Origin of the sequence: Wenyingzhuangia aestuarii (genome assembly GCF_011927765.1) — a bacterium.
In the GTDB taxonomy this organism is placed as follows: domain Bacteria; phylum Bacteroidota; class Bacteroidia; order Flavobacteriales; family Flavobacteriaceae; genus Wenyingzhuangia; species Wenyingzhuangia aestuarii.
Genome location: NZ_JAATJG010000015.1, coordinates 39,308 through 52,267, shown reverse-complemented (window position 1 = coordinate 52,267; position 12,960 = coordinate 39,308). Strand labels below are relative to the sequence as shown.

The 12,960-nt window shown below is 31.7% G+C and carries 14 protein-coding genes; 5 read left to right on the top strand and 9 right to left on the bottom strand.

Annotated elements, in window-relative coordinates:
- Positions 1-68 precede the first annotated feature (68 nt).
- Positions 69-944, top strand: coding sequence for a bifunctional 5,10-methylenetetrahydrofolate dehydrogenase/5,10-methenyltetrahydrofolate cyclohydrolase (locus tag GGR97_RS13105; RefSeq protein ID WP_167898980.1), 876 nt, complete (start codon positions 69-71; stop codon positions 942-944).
- A gap of 78 nt (positions 945-1,022) precedes the next feature.
- Here GGR97_RS13105 and GGR97_RS13100 read toward each other — a convergent pair whose 3' ends face one another.
- The gene (locus tag GGR97_RS13100; RefSeq protein ID WP_167898979.1) at positions 1,023-1,583 is read right to left on the bottom strand and encodes a hypothetical protein; all 561 of its coding nucleotides are present in this window, start codon (positions 1,581-1,583) and stop codon (positions 1,023-1,025) included.
- A gap of 128 nt (positions 1,584-1,711) precedes the next feature.
- Here GGR97_RS13100 and GGR97_RS13095 point away from each other — a divergent pair, with 128 nt between their 5' ends.
- Positions 1,712-2,338 (top strand): 7-carboxy-7-deazaguanine synthase QueE, encoded by a 627-nt coding sequence (locus GGR97_RS13095; RefSeq protein ID WP_167898978.1) that lies wholly within the window; start codon positions 1,712-1,714, stop codon positions 2,336-2,338.
- Here the strand turns inward: GGR97_RS13095 and cmk are convergent.
- The 6 genes from cmk to nusB form a co-directional block, all read right to left on the bottom strand.
- Positions 2,335-3,024 (bottom strand): (d)CMP kinase, encoded by a 690-nt coding sequence (gene cmk, locus GGR97_RS13090; protein ID WP_167898977.1) that lies wholly within the window; start codon positions 3,022-3,024, stop codon positions 2,335-2,337. The two genes, GGR97_RS13095 and cmk, sit on opposite strands and share 4 nt — an antisense overlap.
- 4 nt (positions 3,025-3,028) lie before the next feature.
- Positions 3,029-4,036: a type IX secretion system protein PorQ gene (gene porQ / locus GGR97_RS13085; RefSeq protein WP_167898976.1), complete on the bottom strand. Its 1,008-nt coding sequence runs from the start codon at positions 4,034-4,036 to the stop codon at positions 3,029-3,031.
- A gap of 76 nt (positions 4,037-4,112) precedes the next feature.
- Positions 4,113-4,697 (bottom strand): dephospho-CoA kinase, encoded by a 585-nt coding sequence (gene coaE, locus GGR97_RS13080; RefSeq protein WP_167898975.1) that lies wholly within the window; start codon positions 4,695-4,697, stop codon positions 4,113-4,115.
- Positions 4,697-5,647 (bottom strand): YbbR-like domain-containing protein, encoded by a 951-nt coding sequence (locus tag GGR97_RS13075; protein WP_167898974.1) that lies wholly within the window; start codon positions 5,645-5,647, stop codon positions 4,697-4,699. Before GGR97_RS13075 ends, coaE begins: the two co-directional genes overlap by 1 nt.
- A gap of 102 nt (positions 5,648-5,749) precedes the next feature.
- Positions 5,750-6,043, bottom strand: coding sequence for a preprotein translocase subunit YajC (gene yajC, locus GGR97_RS13070; protein ID WP_167898973.1), 294 nt, complete (start codon positions 6,041-6,043; stop codon positions 5,750-5,752).
- An 87-nt stretch (positions 6,044-6,130) separates the two neighbouring features.
- On the bottom strand, positions 6,131-7,069 hold the full coding sequence (gene nusB, locus GGR97_RS13065; RefSeq protein WP_167898972.1) for a transcription antitermination factor NusB: 939 nt from the start codon (positions 7,067-7,069) through the stop codon (positions 6,131-6,133).
- Between the two features lie 181 nt (positions 7,070-7,250).
- On the opposite strand from nusB, the gene GGR97_RS13060 reads away from it, so the two are divergent.
- From GGR97_RS13060 to GGR97_RS13050, 3 genes are all read left to right on the top strand, one after another.
- Positions 7,251-9,008 (top strand): ABC transporter ATP-binding protein, encoded by a 1,758-nt coding sequence (locus GGR97_RS13060; protein WP_167898971.1) that lies wholly within the window; start codon positions 7,251-7,253, stop codon positions 9,006-9,008.
- Positions 9,009-9,065: 57 nt separating this feature from the next.
- The gene (locus GGR97_RS13055) at positions 9,066-9,434 is read left to right on the top strand and encodes a PUR family DNA/RNA-binding protein (protein ID WP_167898970.1); all 369 of its coding nucleotides are present in this window, start codon (positions 9,066-9,068) and stop codon (positions 9,432-9,434) included.
- A 146-nt stretch (positions 9,435-9,580) separates the two neighbouring features.
- Positions 9,581-10,222 (top strand): peroxiredoxin-like family protein, encoded by a 642-nt coding sequence (locus tag GGR97_RS13050; protein WP_167898969.1) that lies wholly within the window; start codon positions 9,581-9,583, stop codon positions 10,220-10,222.
- Positions 10,223-10,280: 58 nt separating this feature from the next.
- Here GGR97_RS13050 and sucC (GGR97_RS13045) read toward each other — a convergent pair whose 3' ends face one another.
- Both sucC (GGR97_RS13045) and sucC (GGR97_RS13040) read right to left on the bottom strand, forming a co-directional pair.
- The gene (gene sucC / locus GGR97_RS13045; protein WP_167898968.1) at positions 10,281-11,480 is read right to left on the bottom strand and encodes an ADP-forming succinate--CoA ligase subunit beta; all 1,200 of its coding nucleotides are present in this window, start codon (positions 11,478-11,480) and stop codon (positions 10,281-10,283) included.
- A gap of 196 nt (positions 11,481-11,676) precedes the next feature.
- Entirely contained in the window at positions 11,677-12,876 is a 1,200-nt protein-coding gene (gene sucC / locus GGR97_RS13040) for an ADP-forming succinate--CoA ligase subunit beta (RefSeq protein WP_167898967.1), read from the bottom strand.
- Between the last annotated feature and the right edge of the window lie 84 nt (positions 12,877-12,960).

The following is a 12,960-nucleotide window of genomic DNA, read 5'->3' as shown; positions in this document are numbered from 1 at the left end:
ATTAGTTTTACAAGCAACAATTAAACTTACTACTGTGTACGCTATACTCAGTACTAAAAAACAACAAGATGACAATATTAGACGGTAAAAAAACCTCTGCAGACATCAAAGCTGAAATTGCAGAAAAAGTAAAAGAATTAAAAGCACAAGGTAAAAAAACACCTCATTTAGCAGCAGTAATTGTTGGGAATGATGGTGCTAGTAAAACCTATGTAGGAGCTAAAGTAAAAGCTTGTGAATTAGTTGGTTTTGATTCTACTTTAGTAGAATTACCAGAAGAAACTACCGAAGCTGAATTGTTAGCTAAGATTGATGAGCTAAACAATAATGATGCGGTTGATGGTTACATTGTACAATTACCATTACCTAAGCACATTGATGAGCACAAAGTTTTATTAGCCGTTGATGCTACCAAAGATGTTGATGGATTCCATCCTACAAACGTAGGTAGAATGGCTTTAGAATTACCTACTTTTTTACCTGCTACTCCTTATGGAGTTATGGAATTGTTAGAACGTTACAAAGTTCCTACTTCGGGTAAAAACGTAGTAGTCATTGGTCGTTCTCATATTGTAGGTCGTCCTATGAGTATTTTAATGTCTCAAAAAAGAGCTGCAGGTGATGCTACCGTTACCGTAGCACATTCTAGAACCAAAAACTTAAAAGAATTAACTTTAAATGCTGACATTATTGTAGTAGCATTAGGAGTGGCAGAATTCTTAACAGGTGATATGGTAAAAGAAGGAGTTACTATTATTGATGTAGGAATTACTCGTTTAGACGATGCTACTAAAAAGAGCGGTTTCCGTTTAGCAGGTGATGTTCATTTTGAATCTGTAGCACCAAAAGCAAGTTTTATTACTCCTGTTCCAGGAGGGGTAGGTCCAATGACCATTGCTATGTTATTAAAAAACACTTTATTAGCTGGAGAACAAAAAGCTTAAGTTTAGTTCTCTACTATGATAAAATACAAAAGGCATCCTAAATTTTAGGATGCCTTTTTTTATGAGCTTCTAAACCAACTATTCCTCCAACCAAATGGTTAGTGAAGTAAATTTAGCATCTCCTGGAATTTGAGCTTTGTCTACAATTCCTAAAGTAAATGTTTTAATTCCTAATTCTTGTTTATCCATAGTAAAAGTAGCATTAATGTCTTTTACAAAAACAGTAACAGATTTAAAGCTTGCCTCTAATTTTTCTATGGTATGATTTACGTTTACATCATTAAATGTTGAAGCCACCCCAACCTCTTCTTTTGTTTGATAAGCTTCACTAAATACGGTAACGCTTTTTATTTTAGAAACAGAATCTAAAGGGTTAACAGGAGATATTGACAACAACAACTCTCCTCCTTTTGCATAAATCAAGTGTGTATCATTATCTAAAACATAATCATTTATGTTTCCTAAATCACCTTCACTATATCTTGATACAATAGAATCGTTTTTAAATAACGTTGCTAAATCTTGTATGGTTGTATGGTTGGTAATAGCACCTACTTTGTTTAACGCAATAGTAGTATCTGGCTTAGAACAAGCAAAAACAAGTAAACAAACGGTAAAAAGGGAAATTAGTTTCTTCATCTTTAGTATAAAATTTAAACCCCAAAGTTACACAAATCCTATAGTTTATGAACGTTTAAAACCTTTAGGTCACAAATAATTTTTATTCTTTAATTTCTTGTATCTTTGCACTCCACAAAACAAAACGCATGGATACTAAAACCAAAGAACTTGTAAACAAAGGAGTTATGCTTCCGTTAATGGAAGAATTCTACACCATACAAGGTGAAGGAAATCATACAGGAACAGCTGCTTACTTTATTAGAGTTGGAGGTTGTGACGTGGGTTGCCATTGGTGTGATGTAAAAGAAAGTTGGGATGCTAATTTACACCCACCTACACATGCTGACATTATTGTAGAAAACGCTAGTAAATACAAAACTATTGTAATTACAGGTGGAGAACCTTTAATGTGGGATATGCAATACTTAACCTCTTCTTTACAAAATAAAGGCTTGCAAACGCATATAGAAACTTCGGGGGCTTATCCGTTAAGTGGACAGTGGAACTGGATTTGTTTATCTCCTAAAAAAACAAAATTACCTTTGGAGGGTATTTACCCAGAAGCTCACGAATTAAAAATGATTATTCACAACAAAAGTGATTTTGAATTTGCTGAGCAACAAGCGGCTAAAGTTTCTGATAAATGTACTTTGTACCTGCAACCTGAATGGAGTAAAAAAGAAACAATGACTCCACAAATTGTAGATTATGTAATGAAAAATCCTCAATGGAAAATTTCTTTACAAACTCATAAGTATTTAAACATCCCTTAAAGCTTCGCTTTTACTAAAGATAAAATATAAGTAAACTGTTCTTCTCTTGATAGATTTGAATTGTCTACTTCTACCGCATCATCAGCCATTACTAATGGTGAATCTTTCCGTGTGGTATCTATATGATCTCGTTCTACTACATTGTTGTAAACCTCATCAAAAGTAACTGTGGTATCGCCTTTTTGCTTTAACTCGTCGTATCTTCTTTGAGCTCTTGTTTCAGCAGATGCTGTCATAAACAACTTTAATTCTGCATTAGGAAACACTACGGTACCAATATCTCTACCATCCATAACAATTCCTTTAGACTCTCCCATTTGCTGTTGTAAGGCTACTAATTTTTGTCTAACAGCAGAAATGGCAGCTACTTTACTTACATAAGAAGAAACTTCCATTCCTCTTATTTCAGTTTCAACGTTTACAGTGTTTAAGTACACTTCTGAAAACCCTAAAGAGGGATTGTACTGAAAAGAAATATGAATATTTGCTAAGTTAGCAATCAATAATTTTTCTTGAACTTTTCCATCCTTAGCATATCCGTTTTGTAAAGCATACAAAGCAACAGTTCTATACATAGCACCTGTGTCTACATAAATATATCCTAAATGTTTGGCTAATTGTTTGGCTACTGTGCTTTTTCCTGTTGATGAAAATCCATCAATAGCAACAATAATTTTTGATTCCATAAAATTATAAATGTAGTGTTAATCCAAAAGTACTATACTTTGCTCCTTCTTGAAACTTAGCAAAAGCATAATCAAACTTAATGTACTTTGTATTAATTCCGAACCCGTAAGAAAGACCGGCTGCTGTTCTTACCTCGTTTAATTGAAATTCTTGTGATCTACGGTGATTGTATCCTATTCTTAAATTTAGCTTTTTTTCTGGCCAAAGTTCTGCTCCTAAAGAAACATGTCTTAAAGCATTAGAAATATCACTAATTTTTTCTGAGGTTACGTTATCATTTAAATCCGTTTTATCTTTAGATGGATTGGGTTCACTAATATCCCAATTACTTAAATCATCTATAGCTCCATAAATTTTAATGGGCACGTGTTCTAATCTATACTCGGCTGCTAAAATTACATTTTTGCTTACTTTTTCTTCTCTATCTAAATACTGAGTTAATTGTTCTCCTGAATTTCTAACGACTAAAGAAGCAACAAATGGTAAATCTGGATGTAAATAAGTAACTCCTAAATCGTATAAAATAGCAGAAGATGTATAGGTGTCTAACTTAGATGATACGTATTTTATAGTGGCTCCAAAAGCAACTTGTTTATAGGTATATCCGTATCCCAAATTAAAAGAAATATCTCTGGCAGAAAAAGTTCCTATGACTTCGGGTCCTGAAGCTTCTGTTCTTTCTAAATCTCCATATCCAAAATACTGAATTCCTAAAAATGCAGTTCCATATTCTGGTTTGATAGATTTTGCATATACCAAAGAACCTACGTTAATATCTGCTATATAATTCACAAAGTTTACAGACAAATCTCCATCTACCTTGCTGTTTACTGATGATGGGTTCCAAAGTAGTTGAGAAACATCATCTCTACTCGTTAAAGTAACTCCACCTAATGCAATTTGTTTTGCAGAAGTAGGTGCATTTAGAAATGCGTAAACGGTTTCACCACCTGTTTGTGAAAACAGATTTTGAGAAAGAAAAACTAAAATAGTTATAATTATATATCTCATGTAAATTCTAAACGTTGGACAAATATAAACGCTTCAAATTAAAATATGGTATTATTTTTTTTTGATAGCACTTAAATTACAAATTAATTTCAATCAATTCCTGATGAATTTTTAAGACTTGCTCTTTTAATATTAAAATATCATCATTCTGAATGACAAAATCAGCTTTTTTAATTTTAGCTTCCTGACTCCATTGATTTTTCATTCTAGCCAATACAGCTTCTTTTGCAACACCATCTCTTTTAATAACTCTAGAGATTCTGTTTTCTTCAGAAGCAGTAACAACAATTACTTTATCGCATAATTTTTCACTATTGTTTTCAAACAAAATTGCGTTTTCATAGACTAAATAAGTAGCTGTTTGCTTTGCGACAAACTCTTTAAAATGTTGATGAACGGCAGGATGAACAATAGCGTTTAACTGTGCAAGTAACTCTTTATGATTAAAAACTTTATCTGCAATATACTTTCTATTTAATTGATGGTTATGGTAAGCATATGTACCTAATAAAGCTATTATTTTTTCTTTAACAACAAGCGAAGTATTCATAATATGTTTAGCTTCTACATCCGCAATATATACAGGTACTCCAAGTAGTTTAAACTCATTAAGCACTGTACTTTTTCCACTTCCAATTCCACCTGTTAAGCCTACAACCATTACTTTAATATTAAGTATTCTACTTGATCTGTATTTAATTTTGCTCCAGAAACTACCGCTGATTTTTTAACCAATTCTATTTTTATGTGTTTTGTACCTCTATTGTTATAATCACAAATAACTGTAAAATCTTTTACCTTTACAGCGTTAAATTGCGACAAACGTACCTGACAGGTAACCTTTACTTTTTTAGGATATACAACCACATCTTCAAAAGGAGAGTTTATAATTTGTACAGGAACCATTAAAGATTTTTCTGTAATTTTTTCCACTTCTACTTTTAATTCAACATATTCTTTATCAAACTCTATTTTTGGAACTTTGGGTTTTAAAATTTCTATTTTCTCATCAATAGGATTGATCACATCTTTTTTTACAAAAGCTGCTAAGTGTACTTTATTTACTTTAGAAACCTGCATGGCAGGACCAGACACCACCAAAGAATCTGGAATTAATTTAATTCCGGTAAAGGAATTGTATCCTGGTTGATATTTGATAGAAATATTTGGAACTACAGGTACTTTTTTAAAACTTTTGGCTCCTAGCTTTACCTCTACAGTATCTTCTATAATATCTAAAAGGTTGATTTTATCTTTAATAGTAGCTCTTACTTGTTTTTTTAACTCGGCATTGGGTAAATAATAACTGTATTCATCTTTTCTTTTGATATGTTCTAAAGAAATTTGAATTCGATTACTTTTAAATGCATGAGAAAAAAAATAAAATCCATCGGACTCTACTCTAAAAGAGAGTTGTTTTAACGGATCTTCCTGAAAAACAAACTGATTAGGTAGATCTACATATTCTATGGTATAACTTACCACCTGTATGTAATCTTTAGATAATTTATTTAAAAACCAAAAGATAAATGTTCCTAAAACAAAGAGTAAAAAAATGGAATCTCTTCTTTTATTAAATCTATAGGTAATAAACTTTTTCTTATCTGTCATAGATGCTAAATTAACAAATGGTTCTTATTAATTGTATATTCTATAAAACAAAAAACGTCTTTAGCAGAACTAAAGACGTTTTTATAAAATATGTTTAAAACACTATTTTTTTTCTGGAGCGTTGTATTTTTTAGTCAACTCTATGTTTAAAGCCGATTTTTCTAACAACAATTTCCCTGCATTGGTTTCAATCATTACAGTTCCTTCGTTAATTTCTATTAATTTCCCGTGAATACCACCAGAAGTAATCACTTTAGTCCCTTTTACTAAAGATTCTTTAAATTTCTTTTCGTTTCTAGATTTTCTTACTTGTGGAATTATCATAAAAAATACGATGAAAATTACCATCACAACTAAAAACATTGGGCTCATTGGGCTTTCTTGTAATACTATCATTTTAAATTTATTTTGTTTTTTATTTACACTGTTTTACACAGTTCAAATATAATAGAAACGTTAAAATATCAATCTATAAAATAGATTTTATAACATTCCTCTTCCTATTTTGTTCAATCGGTCTGTTGCCTGAAAATCTTTCCAAATTTTATCTAAAACTCCGTTAATAAACACACTACTTTTATCGGTAGAATAGTCTTTAGCAATTTCTAAATACTCATTTATGGTGGCTTTAACAGGAATAGATGGGAATTTTAAAAATTCACAGATAGCCATTTTAATTAAAATCATGTCTAAATCTGCAATACGATCTGTTTCCCAGTTAGGAGTTTTATCAACGATTTCTTCTTCAAATTGAGGTAAGTTTAAAACTGTTTTTCTAAACAATTCAGAAGCATATGCCTCATCATCACTGTTCTTATACAATTTACCTAACACAAAAGTGTTGTTTTCTTTTAACTCTTGTATGGTTTTAACAATCCAAGTATTTACAAAAGGAATATCATCAGCCCAGCTAATGTTCTCTCCTTCGTAGTATTCTGCTAACTTATCACTAGGTGCAATAAATTCTGCAAAAAACTTTACTACAAATCTTACATCGGCTTTAAAAGAAGTTTCTTCTTCTGCCATGTATTCTTTATACAAGTCACTAGCTAATAATTCTGTATAAATATTAGACACGTACTTATCATCTAAATACCAATTATTTAAATGGTTTTCTTCTATATAACTTTGTAAGGAAACACTTTCTTTAAAAATGTTAATTACTTTGTTGTCAATAAATTTTTTGTTGGGTTTTAGCTCTTCAGCTGTTACAAAGTGCTTTCTTTTAGCAGCTTCTTGAGTATTTTGTGCTAGTTGATTAACTCTTACAATCATATCTAAAGACAATACGTACAAATCGTATAGCTTATCAATACTTTGTCTTAAGAATTTTTCTTCTTTAACAATATTATCACTCTTAGAATGAGTAATCGCATAAACCGATTGCATCACCTTTACACGAATATGTCTTCTGTTAATCATTTGAAAGAACTTATATAGTTTTACGACTACAAAAGTAACACTTAATTAAATGATGTGAAAAGATTCGTTTAAAAATATTAACGAAGTTTTAAACATACCTTGCCATTTGGCATATAAATTGACAAGCTTAAATTACAAAATTCTAGTATCTTCGTAAACACAAATAGCCACCTCCCTTTCCATGAAAGAATTAAAATATATCAATCAATTTTTCTATAAATATAGATTCAGACTTTTACTAGGAATTTTAATTTCTATAGCCTCAAGGTATTTGGCTGTAAAAGTTCCCGAAATTGTAAAAAACTCCATCAACGCTGCCAGCGATTACCAAAAAGGAATTATTACAGATTTAGACATTGTTAAAAAAGAATTGCTCTTTAATATTTTATTAATTATTGGTTTAGCACTTTTATCTGGATTCTTTACTTTTTTAATGAGACAAACCATTATTGTAACGTCTAGGTTGGTTGAGTTTGATTTAAAAAACAAAGTGTACGAACAGTACCAGCGTTTAAGTTTAAACTTTTACAAAAAAAACAGAACGGGAGATTTAATGAACCGTATTAGTGAGGATGTTGGTAAAGTACGTATGTATGTAGGACCTGCTATTATGTACACCATTAACATGTTGGTTATGTTTTCTGTGGCCATCTATAAAATGGTACAAATAGACATAAAGCTTACCCTATTTACTTTAATTCCTTTTCCCATTTTATCTATTTCAATTTTTGTTTTAAGCAAGCACATTCACTTAAAAAGCACCAAAGTACAAGAACAATTATCTAAGCTTACTACTTATACTCAAGAAATTTTCTCGGGAATGAATGTGGTAAAATCTTATGCTATTGAGGGAATTACTAAAAATGATTTTTTAGAGATTGCAGAAGAAAATAAAAATAAAAACATCGAATTATTTAAAATTCAAGCCTTCTTTTTTCCTTTAATGATTTTATTAATTGGGGCCTCTAACCTAATTGTTTTATATGTAGGGGGAATGCAGTACATAAAAGGACACATTAGCATTGGAGTAATTGCAGAGTTTATTATGTACACCAACATGCTTACATGGCCAGTAGCTATTGTAGGTTGGGTAACCTCTACCATTCAACAAGCAGAAGCTTCTCAAAAAAGAATTAATGAATTTTTAAAACAAGAACCCGAAATTGTTAATCCTACAGAAGATATAATTCCTATTAAAGGAGCTATTGAATTTAAAAACGTAGCTCTTACTTATGACGATACCGATATTACGGCTCTTAAAGAGATTAGTTTTAAGGTAAACCCAGGAGAAACCCTAGCCATTTTAGGAAAAACAGGTTCCGGAAAATCTAGTATTTTAAATCTTGTAGGTAGACTCTACGATGCTACTTTAGGAACAGTCTTAGTAGATGGAATTTCTATTGACAAACACAATTTATACAACTTAAGAAATCACATTGGTTTTGTGCCACAAGACCCATTTCTATTTTCAGATACTTTAGGAAACAACATCCGTTTTGGTAAAGAAGATGCAACACAAGAAGAAATTGAAGATGCTGCTAAAAAAGCCGTAGTACACAATAATATTATGGGCTTTACTAAAAAATACGATACCGTTTTAGGAGAAAGAGGTGTGACTCTTTCTGGTGGACAAAAACAACGTGTATCTATTGCTAGGGCTATTATCAAAGCTCCTCAAATTTATATTTTTGATGATTGTTTGTCTGCTGTTGATACAGAAACCGAAGAAAAAATATTATCTAATCTAAAAAAGATAAGTGCTCACAACACAACCATTATTGTTAGCCACCGTATTAGTGCAGCACAAAATGCTGACAAAGTTATTGTGTTAGATGAAGGAAGAATTTCTCAACAAGGAACACATTCTGAATTGGTTAACAAAGCAGGAATCTATCAAGAAATATACAAGCAACAGCTAGAAGAAAAAGAAATAGAATAATTTACTTCAAAATAATTATTTTTATATATTTGAGTAGATAACAATAATCAGCAAAAAATGAAAGAAAGAGAAGGGCAAGAAGAAATTTTTTCTCAAATCCTAAGAGCAGGAAGAAGAACCTATTTTTTTGACGTTAGATCTACTAAAGCAGGAGATTATTACTTAACTATTACAGAAAGTAAAAAATTTACGCACGATGATGGGAGTTTTCATTATCAGAAACACAAAATCTATTTATACAAAGAAGATTTTGTAGAGTTCCATGAGCAATTAAAAGAAGCTACGGATTTTATTATCAACGAAAAAGGCTTAGAGGTGATTAGTGAAAGACACCAAAAAGACTTTAAAAAAGAAGACGAAGCCGACTACAACGAAAACAACTTGGCCACAGCCGATTTTACCGAAGTAAATTTTGACGATATTTAAATAAAAAACTCAGCTATTCTAGCTGAGTTTTTTATTTCTAGAACAATTTCTTCTTAAAAAACAAACCTATCTATAAACAAGTGTTTAGATAGGTTTTTGTTTTATATCGACTGATTAAGTAACACAAATTCTACAAAAAGACACACATGAATTTAACAGAACAATTATTACAAAAGAAACAAGAAGGAGTTGCTAAAATTCCTAAAGAAATTTACGCCCAAATGACCAAAGCTACGCAAGATTTGGTTGACAAACACTTATCCGAAAAAGCTCCCAAAAAAGGAGAAGTAATCCCCAACTTTAACTTACCTAATAGTAAAGGAACTACAATTAGTTTAGCTGATATTTTGGCAAAAGGAAAAGTGGTAATTTCTTTTTACAGAGGTGGATGGTGTCCTTATTGTAACTTAGAACTAAAAGCCTTAAATAATCTGTTACCTCAGCTAAAAGAATTAGGAACTAATTTGGTGGCTATTACACCCGAAACTCCAGACAATTCTTTAAGTACTTCAGAAAAAAACAATTTAGAGTTTGATATTCTAACAGATGACAACAATAGCTATGCAAAAGAATTAAATTTAGCTTTTGAACTTTCTGATGAAATTAAAACCATTTATAAAGCTTTTAATCTTGACATAGAAAAACACAATGGGAATACTAATTTTGAATTACCTATGCCTGCAACCTTTGTGGTAGATAGTAAGGGTGTTATTTTATATGCATTTACTCCCGAAGACTACACAACAAGATTAGATCCTGAAACTATATTAGAAGTATTAAAAAAATAACCAACAAAAAGGCTCTGTAAAAACAGAGCCTTTTTTTATATAATTATAGTGATCTAAATTATCCCACCAATACTTCTTGTACTTTTTCTGCAGCTTCTTGAAATTCTGTAGCAGATATTACATTTAAACCTTCTTCTGCATCTATTAATGCTTTTGCTTCTACAGCATTGGTTCCTTGTAAACGTACAATAATAGGTACATTTATACTGTCTCCCATGTTTTTGTAAGCATCTACAACTCCTTGTGCCACACGGTCACAACGTACAATACCTCCAAAAATATTCACCAATATTGCCTTTACTTTTGGGTCTTTTAAGATAATTCCAAAAGCAGTCTCTACTCTTTCTGCATCTGCAGTACCTCCTACATCTAAAAAGTTAGCTGGCTCTCCTCCTGCTTGCTTTATTAAATCCATAGTTCCCATTGCCAATCCAGCTCCGTTTACCATACATCCTACGTTTCCATCTAAGGCAACATAGTTCAATCCTGCTGCTTTAGCCTCAACTTCTGTTGGATGCTCTTCGCGAATATCTCTATACTCTAAATAATCTTTGTGACGGTACAATGCGTTTTCATCTAAAGAAACTTTTGCATCTACGGCTAAAATTTTATCATCAGAAGTTTTTAACACAGGGTTAATTTCAAACATGGCTGAATCAGAGTTTTCATATGCTTTATATAAAGACATAATGAATTTTGTCATTTCTTTAAAAGCGTTTCCTGACAATCCTAAGTTAAAAGCAATTTTACGAGCCTGAAATGGTAAAATTCCTGTAGCAGGATCTATTTCTTCTGTAAAAATTAATTCAGGTGTTTTTTCAGCAACTTCTTCAATATCCATACCTCCTTCTGGAGAATACATAACCATATTTCTACCTGTAGCTCTGTTTAATAAAACAGAAACATAAAACTCTTCAGTTTCACTTTCTCCAGGATAATAAACATCCTCTGCAATTAAAACTTGATTTACCAACTTACCTTCGGCAGAAGTTTGAGGGGTAATTAACATCATTCCAATAATATCATCAGAAATAGATTTTACCTCATCAATAGATTTAGCTAATTTAACTCCACCACCTTTACCACGTCCACCTGCATGAACTTGAGCTTTAACAACGTACCAACTTGTTCCAGTTTGTTCTGTTAATTCTTTTGCAGCAGCTACAGCCTCATCTGGGGTTTGAGCTACAATTCCTCTTTGTATTCTTACTCCAAAACTACTTAGAATCTCTTTTCCTTGATATTCGTGTAAATTCATTTTTTATATAAATAAGTTATTTTTTTAGTCGGCATAAAAGTAATGATATTGAAATCTATTTTTTTAGAAAAACTTATATTTTTTTCTAAAAACTTCTAGAACGTTTTCTCTCCCTAAAAACAGACTATTTAGAACGCAAAAACTCCGTTTTCAAACAAATGAAAACGGAGTTTCTATTTTAAAAAATACTGGAGAATTATCCCACCAATACTTCTTGTACTTTTTCTGCAGCTTCTTGAAATTCTGTAGCAGATATTACATTTAAACCTTCTTCTGCATCTATTAATGCTTTTGCTTCTACAGCATTGGTTCCTTGTAAACGTACAATAATAGGTACATTTATACTGTCTCCCATGTTTTTGTAAGCATCTACAACTCCTTGTGCCACACGGTCACAACGTACAATACCTCCAAAAATATTTACCAATATTGCTTTTACTTTTGGATCTTTTAAGATAATTCCAAAAGCAGTCTCTACTCTTTCTGCATCTGCAGTACCTCCTACATCTAAAAAGTTAGCTGGCTCTCCTCCTGCTTGCTTTATTAAATCCATAGTTCCCATTGCCAATCCAGCTCCGTTTACCATACATCCTACGTTTCCATCTAAAGCTACATAGTTTAATCCTGCTGCTTTAGCCTCAACTTCTGTAGGGTGTTCTTCTTTAATATCTCTATACTCTATATAATCTTTATGACGGTACAATGCGTTTTCATCTAAAGAAACTTTTGCATCTACAGCTAAAATTTGATCGTCTGCAGTTTTAAATACTGGATTAATTTCAAATAAAGAAGAATCAGACCCTTCGTAAGCTTTATACAAAGCCATAGCGAATTTTGTCATGTCTTTAAAAGCAGCACCAGACAAACCTAAGTTAAATGCTATTTTACGAGCTTGAAATGGTAACATTCCTGTAGCAGGATCTATTTCTTCTGTAAAAATTAATTCAGGTGTTGCTTCTGCAACGGCTTCAATATCCATACCTCCTTCTGGAGAATACATAATCATATTTCTACCTGTAGCTCTGTTTAATAAAACAGACATGTAGTATTCCTCTGGTTTAGAAGGTCCATCGTAATAAACATTCTCAGCAATTAATACTTGGTGTACTTCTTTTCCTTCTGCCGAAGTTTGAGGAGTTACCAACATCATTCCTAAAATTTGCTCAGCATACATTTTAACTTCTTCGATAGATTTAGCGATTTTTACACCACCACCTTTACCACGTCCACCTGCATGTATTTGTGCTTTTACTGCAAAAACGGTACATCCTTTTTCTGCATGAATCTTATTTGCAGCTTCTAATGCTTCTTCAGGTGTTGATGCAACAAGCTCCATAGGCACTTTTACTCCAAAACTCTTTAAAATTTCTTTTCCTTGAAATTCGTGTAAATTCATAAAACTTCTCTTAAAATTGTGTGTAATATTTCCAAATTTATAAATATCGTTTCACTAACTCCCTCATTCTTAAAAGATTTTTGG

Bases quoted from the DNA above. Each gene is read 5' to 3' on its own strand.
- GGR97_RS13105 (WP_167898980.1), top strand. From the start codon at position 69: ATGACAATATTAGACGGTAAAAAAACCTCTGCAGACATCAAAGCTGAA.
- GGR97_RS13100 (WP_167898979.1), bottom strand. From the start codon at position 1,583: ATGAAGAAACTAATTTCCCTTTTTACCGTTTGTTTACTTGTTTTTGCT.
- GGR97_RS13095 (WP_167898978.1), top strand. From the start codon at position 1,712: ATGGATACTAAAACCAAAGAACTTGTAAACAAAGGAGTTATGCTTCCG.
- cmk (WP_167898977.1), bottom strand. From the start codon at position 3,024: ATGGAATCAAAAATTATTGTTGCTATTGATGGATTTTCATCAACAGGA.
- porQ (WP_167898976.1), bottom strand. From the start codon at position 4,036: ATGAGATATATAATTATAACTATTTTAGTTTTTCTTTCTCAAAATCTG.
- coaE (WP_167898975.1), bottom strand. From the start codon at position 4,697: ATGGTTGTAGGCTTAACAGGTGGAATTGGAAGTGGAAAAAGTACAGTG.
- GGR97_RS13075 (WP_167898974.1), bottom strand. From the start codon at position 5,647: ATGACAGATAAGAAAAAGTTTATTACCTATAGATTTAATAAAAGAAGA.
- yajC (WP_167898973.1), bottom strand. From the start codon at position 6,043: ATGATAGTATTACAAGAAAGCCCAATGAGCCCAATGTTTTTAGTTGTG.
- nusB (WP_167898972.1), bottom strand. From the start codon at position 7,069: ATGATTAACAGAAGACATATTCGTGTAAAGGTGATGCAATCGGTTTAT.
- GGR97_RS13060 (WP_167898971.1), top strand. From the start codon at position 7,251: ATGAAAGAATTAAAATATATCAATCAATTTTTCTATAAATATAGATTC.
- GGR97_RS13055 (WP_167898970.1), top strand. From the start codon at position 9,066: ATGAAAGAAAGAGAAGGGCAAGAAGAAATTTTTTCTCAAATCCTAAGA.
- GGR97_RS13050 (WP_167898969.1), top strand. From the start codon at position 9,581: ATGAATTTAACAGAACAATTATTACAAAAGAAACAAGAAGGAGTTGCT.
- sucC (WP_167898968.1), bottom strand. From the start codon at position 11,480: ATGAATTTACACGAATATCAAGGAAAAGAGATTCTAAGTAGTTTTGGA.
- sucC (WP_167898967.1), bottom strand. From the start codon at position 12,876: ATGAATTTACACGAATTTCAAGGAAAAGAAATTTTAAAGAGTTTTGGA.